Raw genomic sequence first — 19747 nt, 5'->3', positions numbered from 1 at the left:
GGTAACTACGGGCCGTAAAAATAAAAAGCACTATGTTTCGGAAATCAACGATCTCCTGCCTGCTGATGTTGTCTTTTTTAAGATTATCAGCGCAGGAAAAATATGAACTCAACAGCGGATGGCAATGCAGCAATATTGCTGGTGTAAAAGTTACCGGTCAGCAGCTCTCAGATCCAGGCTATACACTCTCCGGCTGGACGCCGGCCACCGTACCAGGCACGGTGCTCACCACGATGCTGGATAATAAACAGGTGCCCGATCCGATGTACGGCATGAACAATGAAAAGATTCCGGATATCTATCACGTTGGCCGCGATCATTACACCTACTGGTTTGTAAAGGACTTTACAGAACAGCCGGCCACCGGCGACGCCCAGGTATGGCTGCACTTCAGGGCTGTAAACGATGGCTGCGATATTTATCTGAACGGGCATCGCGTAAATAAAACCACTCATTATGGCGCCTATCTCCGCCAAACATATAACATTACTCCTTTCCTGGCGAAGAACGGTAAAAACCGTCTCGCCGTAATCGTGTACCCGCCCCAGTTTCCGGGTAACCCCAACGGCGGGCAGGGAGGCGATGGTACCATCGCAAAGAATAACGGTCCGCAGTATACTGCGGGGTGGGACTGGATCCAACCCATGCGCGACCGCAACACCGGCATATGGGATAAAGTGACCATTGAAAAAACCGGCGCCGTAAGGATTAAAGACCCGCACATCATTACCCGCGTACCCGGCGTCCGCCAGTCACAGGGCCCGCAGGCGCCGGCTACCCTGCAAGTGGGCGCCACGCTGGAAAATGCTACCGCCAGGGTTGTTACGGGCACTTTGCAATACACCCTCGCAGGGAACCGCATCACAAAGAAAGTAGCCTTGCAGCCACATGCTACTGCTATCGTGCAATTACCTGGCTTGTTGCTGAAACAACCACTGTTATGGTGGCCCGCCGGCTATGGCCCGCAATCGCTCTACCAGCTACAGCTACAATTTGTAAACAACGGGAAAACGGATGACCTGGAAGATGTAGCATTCGGCGTGCGTGAAATTCAAACGTACTGGAATGCACACACCGGCAGCAGGGAAGTGGCGGTCAACGGTCAGAAGATATTTATTAAAGGCGGCAACTGGATCACTTCCGATGCCATGTTCCGCTTCACGAAAGAAAGATACGACGCGGAAGTGCGCTTCCACCGCGATATGAACCTGAACCTCATCAGGATCTGGGGCGGCAGTCTTACGGAAAGACCGGAGTTCTATGAAGCCTGTGATAAGTACGGCCTGCTGGTGTTCCAGGACTTCTGGATCTCGGGCGACTGTAACGGCAGATGGCAGGACCCCATGAAAAAGGATGACCAGTGGACCCGCCGCAAATACCCCGACAATCATTCCCTGTTCCTCGAAAGTGTAGCCGACCAGGTGAAAATGTTACGCAACCATGCCTCGCTGGCTTTCTGGTGCGGAGGAAATGAAATTACGCCTCCGGCGGATTTGTTCGCCGCTATGAAGGATTCTATTATTCCGTCACTGGACGGCACCCGCTATTTCTTCGACTACTCCAATTCAGACAGCATGTCGCACAACACGCTGGGTGGTAACGGCGACGGTCCTTACGGTATTCAGCCATTGTCTACCTTCTGGAGCACGCGCACCTTTCCGTTTAACTCTGAAGTAGGTTCGGTAGGCACCGGCGATTATGAGTCACTGGAAAGATTTTTACCCACGGAAAACCTGGTGCCGCCTGATCCGCAAACCGGTAAAACCGACGCCGTATGGGATTACCATAAGTATATCGCTTATAACAAAGCTGTGGATCCCTATGGGAAAACAAATGACTTAAGAGAGTGGGCCAACAAAGCACAGCTGGTAAACTACGACCAGTACCGCGGTTTAATGGAAGGCTTCAGTTCACATATGTGGGATTGGTATACCGGTGTGATCATCTGGAAAACACAAAACCCCTGGACGGCCCTGCGCGGACAGATGTATGATTACTACCTCGACCCGAATGCCTGCCTGTATGGTACCCGCAAAGGAGCCACCCCGCTGCATGTGATGTATAACCCGGAAGAGGGGATGGTGATGGCCGTGAATAACACCTTTCAATACGCCCGCGACCTGATGCTGGAATTAAAAGCATACGACATGCAGGGCAACGATAGCCTGCTCACACAGGTATTTGTAGAGGTAGGGCCCACCACGGTGCAGCCATTCATGAATATGAAACCGCTCCTGGATAAATTAAAAGCGCAGCAGGGGTTGTTCTTCTCTTTGCGTTTGCTCAACGCCGCGCAGCAGGTGGTTGATGAAAACCTTTACTGGTTGCCGGATGCCAAAGGAAATTATTCCGGGTTAGCACAAATGCCGGCAGCAGGCGTGAAGGTAACGGCCGTGAAAGTGGGAGCCGACAGTATCGATGTAACCATCAGCAACCCGGCAGGAGGCCCTGTGGCATTTTTCAACCGCGTATCACTGGTAAATGCACAGAACAAGAAAAGGATCTTGCCGGTATTTTACAGCGATAATTATATTTCTGTATTACCAGGCGAACAGAAAACGATCAGCATCAGCGGCGGCGCAACCGCCACCAGTAAGGATGCGCTGGTAGAAATTTATGGTCAGAATGTAAAACGCCAGTATATCGTTATTCAATAATCAAACATATTGCAGGCATCTGTGTAAACAGATGCCTGTTTTTTTTGTATATTCATTTTGTTAATCTGTTCCCTGAACCTATTTGTAGCTGTTGCCCGGGACCGGTTTGTAAGAAAATACCTATTATTCCAATTTATAGCAACAAAATAATTATCGATGACCTCCCTGCAGGAAGAAACAACTATCCGGAAATTAGCCACAAACGAGAAGATGCCCTATGACCTGTTATTGCTGGCTGATCCATCTGTAACGATGATCAACAGTTACCTCCCTTTCAGCGATGTATATGTGCTGGAAACAAAGAAACAGGTGATTGGCGCCTATGTATTGTTGAAAGATAACGACGAACTGGAAATTAAGAACATTGCCGTAAACCCCGCCTGGCAGGGAAAGGGGCTGGGAAAAATCCTGCTGCAGGATGCTGCACAACGCGCCAGGGCAGGGGGTTCTAAAAAGCTTTGTATTGGCACGGGCAACTCCAGCATTGCTCAATTGTACTTATACCAGCGCCAGGGATTTGAAATAACAGCCATTAAGAAAAACTATTTCACCACGCATTACCCGGAGCCCATCTATGAAAATGGTATTCAATGCAAGCACCTGATCGTGTTGGAAAAATCGCTATACTGACAAAGGCCGGTCGTCCTTATTTTCAATATAGGCCCTGGTTTTAGGGAGGCTGTCAGGGTGATGCTCTCTTATATACTTAACGAGATTTTCGCGGATATAACACCGCAGGTCAAAGGCTTCGCCTGAACTGGCAGCACTCATCAGCGCCCTTACTTCAATGGTGCGTTCGCTGGTGTTGGTTACCTGCAGGGCCTTTGCGCGTTTGTCCCACAGCGGGGAGGTATCCAGGAGCCTTTCAAACTCGGCCCTCACCTGGTCCACTGGTACGGTATAGTCAAGGTAAAAGAACGCGGTGCCCAATATTTCTGAACCGGTGCGGGTCCAGTTCTGGAAAGGCTTCTCTATAAAATAATTAATCGGTAAAATCAGTTTACGCTGATCCCAGATATTCAATACCACGTAGGTGAGGGTAATTTCTTCCACACGTCCCCATTCGCCTTCTACCACCAGCACATCATCTATCCGGATAGGTTGTGTAAATGCCAGCTGGAAGCCGGCCAGCAGGTTGCCCAGTGATTTCTGTGCGGCAAAACCAATGATGATACCGCCCACACCCACACCAGTGAGGAGTCCTGCGCCGAGTTTACGCATGCTGTCGAAGCTCAGTAAAATAATACAGGCCGTCAGTATCAATATCAGCGCAATAGATACCTTACGGATAAACTGCAGCTGGGTGCGTATTTTACGCTCTTTCAGGTTGTTCACTTTCTTCAGGTCGTAGGTATGGTATACATAGTCCTCCAGCACTTTGATGGCGCCGATCACCAGGGCTGCAAAAGAAAGCGTGAGCGCTATTTCTGCTATTTTACTCAGCGTTGGCACATATTGCTGGTGTACCCGCATCAGTGGGATTGCCATGTTGAGCAGCAACAACGGCAGGAAATAGTTGAACGCTTTTCCAAGACGGAAAAGGATAGTATGTATTAAAGAGAAGTCCTGCTGTGTTCGTACAGATTGACGTAAAAAAATCGATAACAGATATTTGATCAGCCATCCTGTGATGACTGCAATCCCCGCCAGTATAAGGTTCCATAGGAAATTAGGCAGGTGGTCCGCATTTTCAATAAGTTGATTCCACATGCGCGCCTTGCCTCAAACATGATGCCGTTATATCCCTTCCGTCATTAAGTTATCATTAGAAAATACAGTCATCACCAGCTTGCGGCCCTTGCTCTGGTTGAGTTCCAGCAGTTGGTGCGACTGCTGTACGGTATCCACGCTAAATCCGCCGGTGATCCATACGGGTGAAGGTAACAGGGCGCCGGTTTCCAATAACGTGGTTATCTGCCGGAGGCCATCTCCATAATATTTAAAATTCCCGGTAAGCGAATATGCATAGTTGGAAATATTCATGATTACTGCGCCTTTGTTGAACAAGGTTTCCCTGGCTGCTGCCGTGGTAAGCGCTGTTACGTCCTGGTAAATGCCATTGGTAGCAAGCAGTGCTGCCCCTGTTTCAGACATCTGCCCGCCTACGAGATCAATACATGCGTCAAACAGTTTTCCTTCCTGTTGATGCAGTATTGCCTGCAATAATCCGCTTTGCCGGTAATTGATAATTTGGGAGATGGGTAGTCCGGCGTTGATCAGCTGTTGCGTACTTTCTTCGTTACCCGCGGTGGCCAGCAGTCGCGTAAAACCTGCGTGCAGCAACAGTTTTACCAGTACCAGTCCTACGCCTCCGGCTGCGCCGGTGATCAAAACAGCTGCCTGCGGAGGAAGTCCGAGCCTGTTTATGCATTGCAATGCCGTAAGGGAGCCCGTTGGAATAGCAGCGGCTGTTGCAAAGGGAATATCCGCCGGTTTATGCGCCAGTATGTGCTGCGGCACGCTGATATATTCCGCGTAAGTGCCATTGGAGCCCATGCTGCCGGATGCCGCCATTACGGCGTCGCCAGGACTGAATTGTGTAACATCTTTGCCTGTTTTCACGACCACACCTGAAAATTCGCGGCCCAGCACCGGGGAGTGCATGCGTTTGCGTTCTGTAGCGCCTTGCCTGATCTGGTAATCAATCGGGTTAAAGGCAGTAGCTGCAATTTGCACCAGCACGGCATCATCGCCTGGCTGAGGTACCGGCATGGTAGTCATGGAGAAATTCTCTACACCGCCGAAATCGTTTAATATGATTGCCTGCATTTGATGTTTCATCCCGCAAAATTATTACTATGTTGGGTTACCTTTGCTATAGGTATACCGGAGGTAACCGGTTACATGAGGATAACCTATATGGCAACAATCAACATCAAAGGGCAGATACGGGAAGCCACCTGTGAGGAAGAACTCACGGCCATGCGCGACAGCATTGAACTGTTCAGCGGCAAATGGAAACTGCAGTTACTGCGGTACCTGGCCAACCGCACGGAGCAAAGCAATCACTTTAAAAAAATGCTGCGGGAAATCAATGGCATCTCTGCACGAATGTTATCGAAGGAGCTAAAGCTACTGGAGATCAATTTCCTGGTGACCCGTACGGTGCTGGCCACCAAACCGGTAACCGTGGCGTATGCCATTACACCATACGGACAAACTATTCTCCCCGTGGCAGAAAACCTGGTAGCGTGGGGGCTTTGTCACCGTGAAAAAGTAAAATCGGCGATATCTGCATAGCGCTTACTCATGTACCCGGATAATTTGCCCGGTTACTACTCCTTCCACACTTTTGAGGTAAGCGTTTACCAGCTTCTGCATGGGCACCGGGTTAAAGCCGGGAAACAAATGCGCAATCGCATCCGCAGAATCGGCTGCCAATCCCGGGCTCACGGCATTGATCCGCAAGTTCCTTTTCAACTCAGTGGCCGCTGCTATTGTAAAACTATTCACAGCGCCGCTCACCAGCGAGCCTGCAGCGGCATCCCGGGCGGGTTCATCGGCCAGTATGCCGGACGTGAGCGTGAAAGAGCCGCCTTCATTCAGGTAATGCTGGCCAATCAATACTACATTTACTTGTCCGAGTAGTTTGGATTGGATGCCTGGCAGCAAACTTTTTTCGGAAAGGGTTTGAAAGCTTTCCATGCCGGAAGAGCCGGCCGTAACAATCACCGCATCTATACCGGGTGTGGATCTGTAGATGTTTTCAATGGAAGCGGCATCGGTAAGATCCACCTGGATATCGCCGCTGCTGCGGCCTGCGCTGATCACTTCATGTTTTGCCGCCAACGCCTCTTTTACTTTACTGCCAATGGCGCCGGTAGTGCCTATGATAAGTATCTTCATTATTAATAATTGGTTACTTCAATAGTGGTTTCTTGTGCAATCTGTTTTAGCCTGGCGATCCAGTCTTCCAGTGCCAGTGCGCGTTCTTCCGGCGACATTCTGGCGGGGCCATGTATTACAAATGGCTCCAGCACGGAAAAGCCCGTGAATTGGAAGATGCCCCGGTGAATGGGTTTCAACATGTTTTCCAGATCGCCGTGAAGGCCACCGCTAATATACGCATCTTCCGGTCCGCCGATGGTGAGCGAAAGCATTGCTTTTTTCCCGGTGTAAATGCCGGTTTCATAAATGTGGCTGTTCCCGTAGGAGGTGCCCATTGCAAATACGCGGTCTACCCAACCTTTGAGGATGGCGGGTATGCTGAACCACCACAAAGGGAATTGCCAGATCATTACATCGCACCAGGCTATTTTTTCCTGTTCGGCTGCAATGTCTGCTGCAAAGCCATGTACGCGGGAGGCGTGCTGTTCTTCCAGTTGTTGTTTGAAAAAAGCATCGTTGTATACCGTGGTGAAATTTTTACGATCGGAAATTGGGTTAAACTGCATGGCATAGAGGTCGGAGGTTTGCACTTCATGGCCTGCTTCCAGCAGTGTGGTCACTGCAGTGTTGAACATAGCGCCGTTCATACTTTTGGGTTCCGGGTGCGCATAAACTATTAATATCTTCATAAAAGTTGTTTTTTAAATAACTGCGGACAAAATTATTCCACGAACTTTACATTTGTATTTTTGAAGCCTATTGTATGCAACACACAAAAATGTAAGTAATGGCAAAGCGCAAGGAAACGTCTACCAATCATTTGAACCGCGAACAGATCTCAGGTGTGTGCGGGGTGGCCTATGCCATTGATATCCTGGCGGGGAGGTGGAAGTTATATATCCTGTACAAGCTGGTGAACAGAACGCTGCGCTTCGGTGAGTTGAAAGAACACATTCCCAATATCACCGATCGTATGCTAACCCTGCACCTGCAGGAGCTGGAAGCGGACGGGCTTGTAACCCGGACCGTATACGCGGAAGTACCGCCGAGAGTGGAATACCAGCTGACTGAAATCGCTGCGCGGCTTATTCCTGTATGGGATCAGTTGAACGAGTGGGGATTTCAGCACCGCGATAGCCGGCTACACCAATAGCGTAGTGGCGTTACCGTTATCTGCTGATTGATATCATAAAAAAACGGCGTACCCGTGAGGATACGCCGTTTCTTCATTATTATTACCTGTTACTGTTGTGCGGTTTGTTTCTTCTTGTGATCTACAATTGCACCTGTACCTGCACCTACACCAGCCCCGATCAGGGTACCGATGGCAGCGCCTTTCACGCGGTCTTTGTTCACGATAGCACCAGTTACTGCACCGGCGCCGGCGCCTACTACAGCACCTTTAGCGGTATGGCTCCACGATTTCCAGCCCTTTTTCTTTGCAGGGGCAGGCGCGGGAGCTTCTGTATTGGCTACCACAGGAGCGGTTTCATTGTTATATTGGGTACCAGCTACGTTTTCGCGGCCGTGTGAACGGTTGCTTTTCAACGCATTCATGGAATCTACTACCTGCTGTTTGATGGCACTCACATTATTCATCGAATCGATGGTGGCTTTCTTTGCACTTTCAATAGCGGCAGCATTATCAGCGTTACTTTTGCAGGAAAAGAAAACGACTGCTGCAGCTAAGGCTACGAGTATCTGTTTCATGGTTTTAAGTTCTTTACCCAGCCACCTGTCGAAAATTGTGCCACTTTTTTATGGAATCCCGGAAACTTAGATGGGTAGCCGCATTTCCAGCATGTGCTTGCTGAAGCCGGTTTTCTCATAAGCTTTAATAGCAGGCGTATTTTCATGGTATACCTCCAGACGCATTTCTATTATATTCCGCGATTGTGCCCATGCCTTCAGACCTTCAATGATCAGCTTATTCACCCCTTTACCCCGCCAGGATGGCACCACGTACATAAATCCCAGGTAAGCATATTGCGCAAACCTGACATAGGGCTTTGCATCTTCTATACGGGCATAACCGGAGCCAATCAGCTGGCCGGCTGCTTCTGCCACCAGCAGCTCAATATGCGAAGCGGTGATCATGGCCGCTATGTCGTAATAATGTATAATGCCCTCTTTCAAGGTGGGATCAAAAGGGCGTTCTGCAGTAATAACACCTTGCTCAAACTCCAGCAATACAGGCAAATCTGCAGCAGTGGCTTTACGGATAATAATTTCTTGCATGGTTCTCTGGCTAACTGATTCTTACAAATATCAGTTATTTTCTGTTTAACGGGAACGATTGCGTAAATAACGTCCTGCTTTTGCAGGCCATTTACTAATTTGACCGGCACATTGTCAGCACGTTATGAAACCATTAAAGTTCTTTATGCAGATAATCACCGGTGTGTTATGCCTGCTAACTGCTACCACCGCTATCGCACAATCGACCGCAGATATTTCCAAAGTATGGGTATCCGATAAAGGAGACGGCACTTATAAAAACCCGGTGCTGTATGCGGATTACTCTGACCCCGATGCCATCCGCGTGGGAGAAGACTATTACCTCGTTGCCTCCAGCTTTGATGCGATTCCCGGTCTGCCTATCCTGCATTCCCGCGACCTGGTGAACTGGCGCATCATCGGCCATGCCTTGCTGCGCCAGCCTCCTTACGATCATTTTTCCGCGCCACAACACGGCAATGGTGTTTGGGCGCCGGCTATACGCTATCACAACAACGAATTCTACATTTACTACCCGGACCCCGACTTCGGGATCTACGTGGTGAAATCAAAACAGATCACCGGCCCATGGAGCACACCGCAACTGGTGGTAGCCGGCAAAGGATTGATAGACCCATGCCCGCTTTGGGATGATAACGGTGACGTATATATGGTGCACGCATATGCCGGCAGCCGCGCCGGTATTAAAAGTATTATCGTGGTGAAAAAGCTGGATGCCACCGGTACAAAAGCCACGGATGAAGGCGTGCTGGTATTTGACGGGCACGATGAACACCCCACGCTCGAAGGACCGAAGTTTTATAAACGCAACGGCTACTATTACATTTTCGCACCCGCAGGTGGAGTCGCTACCGGCTGGCAACTGGTGATGCGCTCAAAGAACGTGTATGGCCCTTACGAAAGTAAAATCGTAATGGACCAGGGGCGTACGCCTGTCAACGGGCCGCACCAGGGCGCGTGGGTGCAAACACCCAAGGGAGAGGATTGGTTTCTACACTTCCAGGACCTGGAAGCTTACGGCAGGGTAGTGCACCTGCAGCCAATGAAATGGGTGAACAACTGGCCGGTGATAGGAACAGACGACGACAACGATGGGAAAGGAGAACCAGTGCTGACCTTCCGCAAACCGGTTACCGGTGCGGGTTACCCGGTTGCCACGCCGCAGGAATCAGATGAGTTTAATGCCAGCACTTTAGGCTTGCAATGGCAATGGCAGGCCAACCCGGCCGCCGGCTGGGCGTTTCCATCTGTAGCAAAAGGCAGCCTGCGCCTGTTTGCCGCACAGATACCCGATAGCGCCCGTAATCTCTGGGAAGTACCCCATGTACTCCTGCAGAAATTCCCGGCGCCCGTATTCCGGGCTACCACAAAGCTGAGTTTTAAACCACGGCAAAACGGGGATCGTGTTAGCTTCCTGGTGATGGGAGCAAACTATGCGGGATTGTCGCTGGTGAAAAAAGCGAACGGTATTTATTTGTCGTACTTCACCTGTACACAGGCTGACAAGGGCTCCCGTGAAACAGCCACCGCTATAACAGAGATAACGTCAACGGATATATTTTTCAGGGTAGAAGTAGGGGCAGGAGGTATATGCCGCTTCAGTTACAGCACAGATGGGAAAACTTTCCATACCACGGGTGAGCCATTTACCGCCACTACCGGCAGATGGATAGGCGCCAAGATGGGATTGTGCTGCAGCCGGGACGTAAAAACAAACGATGCCGGCTGGGCAGATATAGATTGGTGGCGGGTGGAATAAACCCCGTTACTTCGACGGTATCAGTAACTCAGAGTGCAGCACCCTGGTTTCAAATTCTTTAACGGGTCGCTTGCTTTCTATCAGTTGCAGCAATAATTCGGTAGCTACCTGCCCCATTTCAAAAGCTGGTTGCCGCACAACCGGAATAGGTGCATGCAACAGTTCTATCAGGTCTGAATTGGAGAATCCTGTCAGCGCCATTTCTTTGGGAATAGCCACCTTCGCCTTTTTCAGGGCACGCATGCAACCTGTGGTCAGCTTATCCGAGGTGGCAAAAATAGCATCCGGTTTATGTTTTAATTTAATCAGCTGGTTAACTGCATCCGTTACTTCGGGAAGCAGCATGCCACCATGAAAACAATATTTGATCAACGCCGGTTGCGGCTGAATGCCATGCTTCTCCAGTGCCGCCATATATCCTGCCACCCGCTCCCGCGTAATGGAGAGATGTGCGGAGTTGGTAATACAGGCAATATGCCGGTATCCCTGTTGAAGCAGGTGCATCGTGGCGTTGTAGGCGCCCTGGAAATTATCCACCATCACCTTGTGCGTGGCAATGTCTTCTATGATCCTGTCGAAGAATACAATCGGGAATCCAAACTGGTGCAGCGCCTTGAGATGGGTGAGGTCTTTCGTGGCACTGGACACCGAAATCAGCAACCCATCGATCGACCGGGACGCCAGGTATTGCAGTGTTCTCACTTCTTTCTCAAATGATTCATGGCTCTGCGAAATAATTACCGTATAGCCCTTCTCGTTAGCTACGGATTCAATGCCATTAATTGTTTGTGAAAAAAAACTGTTGGCAATTTCTGATACGATCACGCCGATTGACCTGCTTTTCTTTTCTTTCAAACTCAGTGCAATCGGGTTGGGATGATAGTTCAGTCTTGCTGCATGTTCCAACACCAGCTGCTTGGTGGCGGCACTGATTTCATGGCTGTCACGCAACGCGCGCGACACAGTGGAAGTGGACAGGCGAAGCGCCTGCGCAATATCTTTTATGGTTGCTGCTCTATACTTCATAACGGCTTCCGGACTATGTTTTCCGGTATTCTTGTTATGGTGAAAGTACTGATTTTTCCGGGAACGATTGCGTAAATAAACTTCACCATTAACAAATTGTTCTGTAGACTTGTAACAGTACAATACGGAAGAAAGAGCTCCTGTTTCGACCAATTAATCACCACGTTAATCAACGCTTACTATAGCACAACTTTTATTTGCCATTTAACTCACGCCAAACGTTATGAAAAGAATTTACTTCATTTGCTTACTGCTGTTGGGTTTCAGCAGTTGGGCGATTGCACAGACCCGTACCGTGAAAGGGAAGGTGACAGACGCTACTACCGGCGATCCACTGCCGCTGGTAAGTGTTCAGGTCAAAGGCACTACTACTGGTACCCAAACAGATACACATGGGAATTTTAGCCTCCAGGTACCGGAAGGGAAAAAAACTGAGCTGTTATTCAGCTATATAGGCTATACAGCGATGACACTCACCGCGGATAATGTCGCCATGACAATCAAAATGGAACCCAACAACAAGAAGCTGGATGAAATTGTGGTAGTGGGTTACGGCATGGTAAAAAAACGGGATCTTACCGGATCGGTGGTTTCCGTAAAAGGAGAAGAACTGAAAAAAGTACCCTCTACCAACGTGATGGAATCTGTACAGGGAAAACTGCCCGGTGTGGATATCACCCGCAGCAGCGGCGCAGCAGGTGCAAAAGTGAATGTAACGGTGAGAGGTAACCGCTCCATCAAAGCCAGCAACGGTCCCTTATACATTGTAGACGGCGTACAGTATGAAAATATACAGGACATCAATCCGAATGATATTCAGTCGATGGAAGTACTGAAAGATGCGTCTTCCACCGCTATCTATGGTTCCCGCGGCGCCAACGGCGTAATTATGGTTACCACCAAACGCGGTACCAGCGGTAAACCCCGCGTAAATATCAGTTCCTATGTTGGATCGTCTGAAGTAAACGGCTATCCGCGTATGAGCAACGGACCCGAATATACCGCCCTGAAAAGGGAAGCTAACCGTACCACCGGCAGATGGGCTACTGAGGCGGATGATCCAAAAATATTTAACGCTTTTGAACTGAATGAAATACAACATAACCTGTGGGCCGACTATGCCGATCTGCTGTTGCATAACGGCTTACAGCAGGATTACCAGGCAGGCATCTCCGGAGGATCAGAAAAAACAAAAGTGTATTTCTCCTTTGATTATTTTAATGAAAAAGGATTATTGAAACTGGATGATCTCAAACGTTATTCCACCCGTCTCAACATTGATCAAACGATCAACGATGCCATTAAAATAGGCGCGCAAAGCCAGATCACTTACTATGAGCAGAGCGCCCGCCGCGATCCGCTCAACCAGGCGAATAAGTATATACCGCTGGCCATACCATACGATTCTGCCGGCAACCTGGTATTATTCCCTAACAGCGGCTCGGCTATCAATCCGCTGGCGGATGAGCAGCCGAATGCTTACCAGAATAATACCCGCACTACGCGTACATTTATCAATGCTTACCTGGAACTGACACCCTTCAGTGGTTTCATGTTCCGCTCCAACTTTGGCGTAACACTGGAAAATGCGAAACAGGGCGTGTTTGCTTCCAAAAGCTCTATCGACCGTTCTACCGCTTCTACTTCGCGGTCGCAGTCGAACGGCAGCACCCGCAGGTACCTCAGCTGGGAAAACGTGGCTACCTATAATAAAACAATCGGCGATCACTCCTTTGGCATCACAGGCGTAGCCAGCGTATTGTCGGACCAGCGCGATTCCTCACTTATGCAGGGCGAAGGACAGCTGCTCCCGTCGCAGTTATACTATGCCATGCAGAATAACGTAAGTGGCATCGCTGCACGCAGCATGTACCAGTCCAGCAAACTCATTTCCTTTACCGGCCGCCTGAATTATGCGTACAAAGGAAAATACCTGTTGTCGCTCACCGGCCGTTCGGATGGATCCTCGAAGCTTTCGCCGGGCAACAAATGGGCTTTCTTTCCCTCAGCAGCCGCTGCATGGCGCATCAGCGATGAAACGTTCATGAAGTCGCAAACCTTTTTCAGTGATCTGAAACTACGGGTGAGCTATGGTATTGCCGGTAACGATGCGGTAGATCCTTATTCCACGATGAGCTATCTGAGTAAAATACCTTTTTCATGGGATGATACAAATGCAGCCATGGCCTACACCATTGGCGACCAGGCTGGTAACAAGGGACTTAAATGGGAACTGTCTGCCACCAAAAATATAGCACTCGATTTCGGTATCATCAACAACAGGATCACCGGTAGCATTGATTATTATGACACGCAAACAAAAGACCTGCTGCTGCAACGCACCCTGCCTACTTCTTCCGGTGTGAGCACTGTAGTACAGAACATCGGTAAAACCCGTAACAGGGGTATTGAAGTAGGAATCAACACCACTAACATTTCAACCAGCGACTTCCGGTGGACGTCCAACATCGTATACTCCCGCAATAAAGAAGAAATTGTGGCGCTGGCAGATGGCAGCACCAACGATGTGGCCAATGGCTGGTTTATCGGCTCGCCGGTAAAAGTGTATTACGACTATGAAAAAATTGGTATCTGGCAAACAGCAGAAGCTGCGGAAGCCACGAAGTTTGGTTACAAACCAGGCGATATCAAAGTGAAGGACCAGGACGGAAAAGGAACCATCAATACATCCGACCGCGTGATACTTGGTGCGCAGGTGCCTAAATGGAGCGGCGGTTTCAATAACGATTTCCGTTACAAGAACTTTGATCTCAACATTTATGTTTTCGCCCGCATTGGTCAGTGGATCAACTCCGAATATGCAGCAAAATATGATCCGCAGGGATTGGAAAACAGTGCGCCTGTAAATTACTGGACACCGGAAAATCCATCCAACGATTATCCCCGGCCTAATGCCAGTCTTTCGAAAGATGGTACGCCTTTTATCAAAACACTGGGGTATAAAGATGGTTCGTTCGTGAAAATCCGTAACCTTTCACTCGGTTACACTTTCTCCGCCGATGCTTTAAAGGCGCTGCACCTGAGCAGTCTTCGTTTATACGTTACCGGTAAAAACCTCTTCACCTTCAGCAAGGTAAAAGATTATGACCCGGAAAGGGGAGGAGATCTGAGCAATCCGCTCACGAAGATGTATGTGGCAGGAATAAATGTTGAGTTCTAAATTTTAAAAAACGTAACAATGACACCCAATATAAATAAGTACCTCATCATATTGTGCCTTGCGGCCGGAAGTCTTGCCGGCTGCAACAAGCAACTGGAAGAATACAATCCCGGCGGTACTACCACCGATGCCGTATATTCCACACCCGAAGGGTTTGAAACGCTGGTAAATGCAGCGTATACCTATAACCGTTGGTGGTATGGAAAAGAAGAAGGATACAGCATGTCCGAAATGGGGACCGATATCTGGACCAGCGGCACTGGCGATAAGTACCCGGATATGACCAACTACAACAACCTGCAGGCCAGCAATTCCGTGATGAGCGTTTTATGGAAACAGCTGTATGCCGCTATTAACTTATGTAATGCAGGGATCACACGTATAGATGGCGCCGGGTTAACGCCGGAAAGAAGAGCCGTGCGCAGCGCTGAGTTACATTTCCTCCGTGCCTTTTATTACTGGCATATTGTAGAAACATGGGGGCCTGTCCATTTTACCCTTACCGAAACATCAGGCGTAGTAACTACCGCCAACCGTACACCGGTGGATACCTTCTATGCACAGATTTTCCGCGACCTGGGCGAGGCGGTGAATAACCTCCCTGCTACCACGTCTGACTACGGCCGTGTAACTAAGCCCGCTGCAGAAGCTTTTCTCGCCAGGATGTATCTAACCCGTGGCATGAACCAACAAGCCGCCGACCTGGCAGAAAAGGTGATCAGCAGTTACGGCTATACGCTGTTGCCCAAATATGCAGATCTCTGGCGTATGGATAACCTGCAGAATAAAGAAGTGATCTGGGCGGTAAATTATATGAAGAACCTCGTGTTTGATGACCGCACCGATGCTACCCTGTTTCCTAACGGACACTCACGCGGCGCCAATAATGCACACATGATGTTTGCCATGAAGTACGACGACCTGCCGGGTATGCAGCGTGATATCCTGAACCAGCGGCCATTTAACCGTTACATGCCTACGTTGTTCCTGTTGAATCTTTTCAATGAAACTGCAGATGCACGCTATGAAGGTTCTTTCAAACAGGTGTGGTATTGCAATAATCTCAAAACAGCGCCTGCAGGTATGAAGCTGGGTGATACGGCCATCTATTGCAGCAAATATGTGCTGCCCGCTTCTACCAAATACCGGATATACGACAGGAATGCAGTGTACACAGAAAATGGCGGAGGAAAAGACCGCACCCGTTATGTATCCCTGGATAAATTTGATGATCCCACACGGGCATCCATGAACGAAGAACAAAGCGCACGGGATGCATTTATCATCCGTCTCGCGGAAATGTATCTCATTGCAGCAGAAGCGCAGTTCAAACTGAACAATTCAGCTAAGGCGGCGGAATATATCAACGTGATCCGCAAACGTGCCGCCATCCCGGGACATGAAGCAGAGATGGTGGTAACAGCCGCAGATATGAGCCTCGACTTTATCCTTGATGAAAGGGCGCGGGAGCTGGCCGGTGAACAACTGCGCTGGTTTGACCTGAAACGTACCGGTAAGCTCGGCGAGCGGATTGCCTTGCATAACCCGGATGCCAATGCATATTTCCAGTCGTTTCATACCGTGCGGCCTATCCCGCAGGATCAGATTGATGCCGTAACTAATAAAGAGGAGTTTAAGCAGAACGATAAATATAACTAATGAAAATTCTCCAGATACTTTTATTATCATTATTGGGACTGGCGCCAGCCGGTCCCAAACCTACTATATTCATGATCGGCGATTCCACGATGGCCAACAAGCCACTGGAAGATAATCCTGAGCGCGGCTGGGGACAATTGTTCCCGCAATGCTTTGAAAAAGATATCGTCATTAAAAACTATGCGGTCAACGGAAGAAGCACTAAAAGCTTTATTGACGAACGTCGCTGGGATAGCGTGTTAGCGCAATTAAAACCCGGCGACTGGGTAATGATCCAGTTTGGTCACAACGACGGGAAGATCAGTGATTCAACCCGCTATGCTGCCCCGGAAGGCGCGTATAAAACCAACCTGGAGCGCTTTGTAACGGAAGCCCGTGCCAAAGGCGCACATCCGCTGCTGATTACACCGGTGGCGCGCCGTAAGTTTACGCATGGCGTTTTGGAAGATACCCACGGCGCTTATCCTGCGGTGGTAAGGTCCGTAGCGAATGCGATGCAGGTGCCGCTGGTAGATCTGCAAAAAAGCAGTGCTGCGTTGCTGGTAAAAGAAGGGGAAGCAGCCTCTCAGAAAATGTTCCGCACCACCCCTCCGGGACATTACAATACGCTGCCGGACGGGATTACAGACAATACCCATTTTTCTGCATATGGCGCTGCAAAGATAGCCGCTCTCGTAGCCGGTGAAATCCGGGAGAAGAAATTCCCGCTGGCCGCTTACCTGGAAACAACGCCTTTTGAAGGGAAATACCGCTATGAGCTGCCGGTAGTTTATGAACCGCATTTCAGGAAAGATACTTTTACCATCACTTCTTTTGGTGCTAAAGCAGATGGTATTACGCTCAACAGTAACGCTATCAACGAAGCTATTACCACCTGCAGCAATAAAGGCGGCGGGGTAGTGTTAATACCATCCGGGCTGTGGCTCACCGGGCCGGTGGTGCTCAAAAATAATGTAAACCTCCACTTAGCGAAGAACGCGGTGCTACAGTTTACCACCGACTTCGACCAATATCCGCTTATCAGCACTACTTATGAAGGGCTTGCGGCGGTACGTTGCCAGCCGCCGGTTTCAGCGAATAACCAGGAAAATATAGCCATTACCGGTAGTGGCATTCTTGATGGCGGCGGCGATGCCTGGCGCATGGTGAAGAAGGGAAAGCTCACTGCCACGCAATGGGAAAAACTGGTTGCTTCCGGCGGACTGGTAGGAGAGGACAGTGCTACCTGGTATCCTACCCGGTCATCTTACCTGGGAGCGAAAGCCAGCCTGCCAGGCGTAATCAAGCCAGGCAGTAAAATTGAAGACTACGCCGGTATCAAAGATTTTCTCCGGCCCAACATGGTGAGTATTGCCTCCTGTAAAAATGTATTGCTGGAAGGGGTTACCTTCCAGAACTCACCGGCATGGTGCCTGCATCCGTTGCTTTGCGAGAATATTACCCTGCGTGGTATCTATGCCAAAAATCCCTGGTATGCACAAAACGGCGACGGGGTAGACCTCGAATCATGCAGTGGCGCACAAATCCTCGACTGCACCTTTGATGTGGGCGATGACGGCATTTGTATTAAATCCGGCCGTGATGAGCAGGGACGTAAAAGAGGCAAGCCCACTGAAAATGTAGTGATACAAAACTCTACCGTATACCATGCGCATGGCGGCTTTGTAATAGGCAGCGAAATGTCTGGCGGAGCCCGGAATATTTATGTATCCGACTGTTCGTTCCTGGGTACCGATATCGGGTTACGTTTTAAAACCGCCCGTGGCCGCGGTGGCATCGTGGAAGATATTTATGCGGCCAATATCAACATGAAAGATATCCCAGGGGAAGCCATCCTGTTTGATATGTACTACGCTGCAAAAGACCCGGTGCCGCTGGCAGGGGAAAAGAGAGTGGCTCCGCGCCTGGAAACGCTGCCGGTTACCGAAGCAACACCGCGGTTCCGCAATTTTTATATTGATAACGTAACCTGCAATGGGGCAAAGAAAGCGGTGTTCATACGCGGCCTGCCGGAAATGCCGGTCAGCAATATCCACCTCAGTAACCTGGTGATCAAAGCCGATGAAGGCATACAGTGCCAGGAAGCCGAAAATATACATTTCAAGAATGTGTATCTCCTTACCGCTTCCGGCAAAGCGGTGCTGGATACCCGCAATACAAAAAATATTACAACGGACAGTTGCCGTTACCGCGATACTAAAACCAAATCAACAGAAGACCATGCGTTTTAAAACATCAATACTATTCGCCACACTGTTGCTCACTGCTACACTTACACAGGCCCAAACCGGCGCAGCCGGCATGGCGGCTACGGTCATGCGTATATGGAAAGACTCACTGGAAATGCAGCCCGGCAGGCCGGTTAGGTGGTCGTACGACCAGGGCGTGATCCTCGAAGGATTTACCGGCCTGTGGAAAAGAACAGGCAACCAGGAATATTTCCGGTACATACAAAAGAGCATGGATCATTTTGTGGATGCTAACGGTAACATCCATACGTACCAGCTGACGGATTACAACATTGATAACGTTAAGAACGGCCGGATACTGCTAACACTGTATAAAGCCACTAAGGACAATAAGTATAAGATTGCTGCAGATCACCTGCGGGAGCAGCTACGCGGACAGCCACGCACGAATAACGGCGGCTTCTGGCATAAGAAGCGCTATCCTTACCAGATGTGGCTGGACGGGCTTTACATGGGAGAACCTTTTTATGCAGAGTATGCCGTGCTTACCGGTGAAAACAGCGCCTTCCGTGATATTACCCGCCAGTTTGTACTGATGGAGCAGCATGCACGCGATTCGCGTACGGGCTTATTATATCATGCCTGGGACGAATCAAAGGAACAGCGCTGGGCCAATAAAACCACGGGGCAGTCGCCACACTTCTGGGGCCGCGCAATGGGTTGGTATGCCATGGCGCTGGTAGATGCGCTGGAATATTATCCGGCCGGTGATCCTGGCAAAGACAGTCTCGTTGCCATTTTAAACCGCACTGCCGCCGCCGTAAAAAAATACCAGGATGCTAAAACCGGTTGCTGGTACCAGGTGCTGGACAAAGGCGACAGCACAGGAAACTACGTAGAAGCCTCTGCCTCCTGCATGTTCGTATATGCGTTGGCGAAGGGTATGCGTTTGGGCTACCTGCCGGCTACTTATCGCGGCGTAGCGGAGAAAGGATACAAGGGAATCCTGAAACAGTTTATCCGTAAAAATCCGGAAGGAGACATCACCCTGAGCGGTACGGTGAGCGTAGCAGGACTTGGCGGAGATCCCTACCGGGATGGCAGCTATGCCTATTATCTCAGCGAAAAAGTAATTGATAATGATCCTAAAGGCGTAGGCGCGTACATTTTAGCTGCCAACGAAATGGAAATGATGACTAAATAATGTGGA

16 protein-coding genes are annotated in these 19747 nt (G+C 49.6%); 9 read left to right on the top strand and 7 right to left on the bottom strand.

Annotation, left to right across the window (positions count from 1 at the left end; all coding sequences use genetic code 11):
* Nucleotides 1-32: 32 nt before the first annotated feature.
* Nucleotides 33-2657 carry a glycoside hydrolase family 2 TIM barrel-domain containing protein gene (locus AB6805_RS00710; protein ID WP_370907540.1) on the top strand — a complete coding sequence of 875 codons (2625 nt, stop codon included), beginning with the start codon at nt 33-35 and terminating at the stop codon, nt 2655-2657.
* Between the two features lie 156 nt (nt 2658-2813).
* Nucleotides 2814-3287 carry a GNAT family N-acetyltransferase gene (locus AB6805_RS00705; RefSeq protein ID WP_370907539.1) on the top strand — a complete coding sequence of 158 codons (474 nt, stop codon included), beginning with the start codon at nt 2814-2816 and terminating at the stop codon, nt 3285-3287.
* Here AB6805_RS00705 and AB6805_RS00700 read toward each other — a convergent pair.
* Together AB6805_RS00700 and AB6805_RS00695 are read right to left on the bottom strand one after the other, a co-directional pair.
* Complete coding sequence (locus AB6805_RS00700; RefSeq protein ID WP_370907538.1) at nt 3279-4367, bottom strand: mechanosensitive ion channel family protein; 1089 nt, start codon at nt 4365-4367, stop codon at nt 3279-3281. The two genes, AB6805_RS00705 and AB6805_RS00700, sit on opposite strands and share 9 nt — an antisense overlap.
* Nucleotides 4368-4394: 27 nt before the next feature.
* Nucleotides 4395-5438 (bottom strand): zinc-binding alcohol dehydrogenase family protein, encoded by a 1044-nt coding sequence (locus AB6805_RS00695; protein ID WP_370907537.1) that lies wholly within the window; start codon nt 5436-5438, stop codon nt 4395-4397.
* Nucleotides 5439-5516: 78 nt separating this feature from the next.
* Here AB6805_RS00695 and AB6805_RS00690 point away from each other — a divergent pair, with 78 nt between their 5' ends.
* Nucleotides 5517-5897, top strand: coding sequence for a winged helix-turn-helix transcriptional regulator (locus AB6805_RS00690; protein WP_370907536.1), 381 nt, complete (start codon nt 5517-5519; stop codon nt 5895-5897).
* A 3-nt stretch (nt 5898-5900) separates the two neighbouring features.
* On the opposite strand, the gene AB6805_RS00685 is transcribed toward AB6805_RS00690, so the two are convergent.
* On the bottom strand, nt 5901-6503 hold the full coding sequence (locus AB6805_RS00685; protein WP_370907535.1) for a short chain dehydrogenase: 603 nt from the start codon (nt 6501-6503) through the stop codon (nt 5901-5903).
* A 2-nt stretch (nt 6504-6505) separates the two neighbouring features.
* On the bottom strand, nt 6506-7174 hold the full coding sequence (locus tag AB6805_RS00680) for an NAD(P)H-dependent oxidoreductase (RefSeq protein WP_370907534.1): 669 nt from the start codon (nt 7172-7174) through the stop codon (nt 6506-6508).
* Between the two features lie 98 nt (nt 7175-7272).
* Here AB6805_RS00680 and AB6805_RS00675 point away from each other — a divergent pair, with 98 nt between their 5' ends.
* Nucleotides 7273-7638, top strand: a complete 366-nt coding sequence (locus tag AB6805_RS00675) for a winged helix-turn-helix transcriptional regulator (protein WP_370907533.1) — start codon at nt 7273-7275, stop codon at nt 7636-7638.
* Nucleotides 7639-7727: 89 nt separating this feature from the next.
* On the opposite strand, the gene AB6805_RS00670 is transcribed toward AB6805_RS00675, so the two are convergent.
* Together AB6805_RS00670 and AB6805_RS00665 are read right to left on the bottom strand one after the other, a co-directional pair.
* Complete coding sequence (locus AB6805_RS00670) at nt 7728-8195, bottom strand: hypothetical protein (protein ID WP_370907532.1); 468 nt, start codon at nt 8193-8195, stop codon at nt 7728-7730.
* A 66-nt stretch (nt 8196-8261) separates the two neighbouring features.
* On the bottom strand, nt 8262-8723 hold the full coding sequence (locus tag AB6805_RS00665) for a GNAT family N-acetyltransferase (RefSeq protein ID WP_370907531.1): 462 nt from the start codon (nt 8721-8723) through the stop codon (nt 8262-8264).
* A gap of 145 nt (nt 8724-8868) precedes the next feature.
* Between AB6805_RS00665 and AB6805_RS00660 the strand changes: the two genes are divergently transcribed.
* Nucleotides 8869-10482, top strand: a complete 1614-nt coding sequence (locus AB6805_RS00660; protein ID WP_370907530.1) for a glycoside hydrolase 43 family protein — start codon at nt 8869-8871, stop codon at nt 10480-10482.
* Nucleotides 10483-10488: 6 nt separating this feature from the next.
* Here the strand turns inward: AB6805_RS00660 and AB6805_RS00655 are convergent, their stop codons facing one another.
* Entirely contained in the window at nt 10489-11508 is a 1020-nt protein-coding gene (locus AB6805_RS00655; protein ID WP_370907529.1) for a LacI family DNA-binding transcriptional regulator, read from the bottom strand.
* 223 nt (nt 11509-11731) lie between these two features.
* Here AB6805_RS00655 and AB6805_RS00650 point away from each other — a divergent pair, with 223 nt between their 5' ends.
* Genes AB6805_RS00650 through AB6805_RS00635 form a run of 4 tightly spaced genes read left to right on the top strand, consistent with a single transcriptional unit; the run spans nt 11732 to nt 19741 of the window.
* Nucleotides 11732-14689, top strand: a complete 2958-nt coding sequence (locus AB6805_RS00650) for a SusC/RagA family TonB-linked outer membrane protein (protein WP_370907528.1) — start codon at nt 11732-11734, stop codon at nt 14687-14689.
* Between the two features lie 18 nt (nt 14690-14707).
* Nucleotides 14708-16348, top strand: a complete 1641-nt coding sequence (locus AB6805_RS00645) for a RagB/SusD family nutrient uptake outer membrane protein (RefSeq protein WP_370907527.1) — start codon at nt 14708-14710, stop codon at nt 16346-16348.
* Nucleotides 16348-18579 (top strand): glycosyl hydrolase family 28 protein, encoded by a 2232-nt coding sequence (locus tag AB6805_RS00640; protein WP_370907526.1) that lies wholly within the window; start codon nt 16348-16350, stop codon nt 18577-18579. Before AB6805_RS00645 ends, AB6805_RS00640 begins: the two co-directional genes overlap by 1 nt.
* Nucleotides 18569-19741, top strand: a complete 1173-nt coding sequence (locus AB6805_RS00635) for a glycoside hydrolase family 105 protein (protein ID WP_370907525.1) — start codon at nt 18569-18571, stop codon at nt 19739-19741. The genes AB6805_RS00640 and AB6805_RS00635 overlap by 11 nt, the downstream gene beginning before the upstream one ends.
* The last annotated feature ends 6 nt before the right edge of the window (nt 19742-19747 follow it).

It is taken from the genome of Chitinophaga sp. RCC_12 (assembly GCF_041360695.1).
Taxonomy (GTDB): Bacteria; Bacteroidota; Bacteroidia; order Chitinophagales; family Chitinophagaceae; genus Chitinophaga.
Note: the sequence above shows the minus strand (reverse complement) of the source record. Positions and strands in the feature narration are given on the sequence as shown.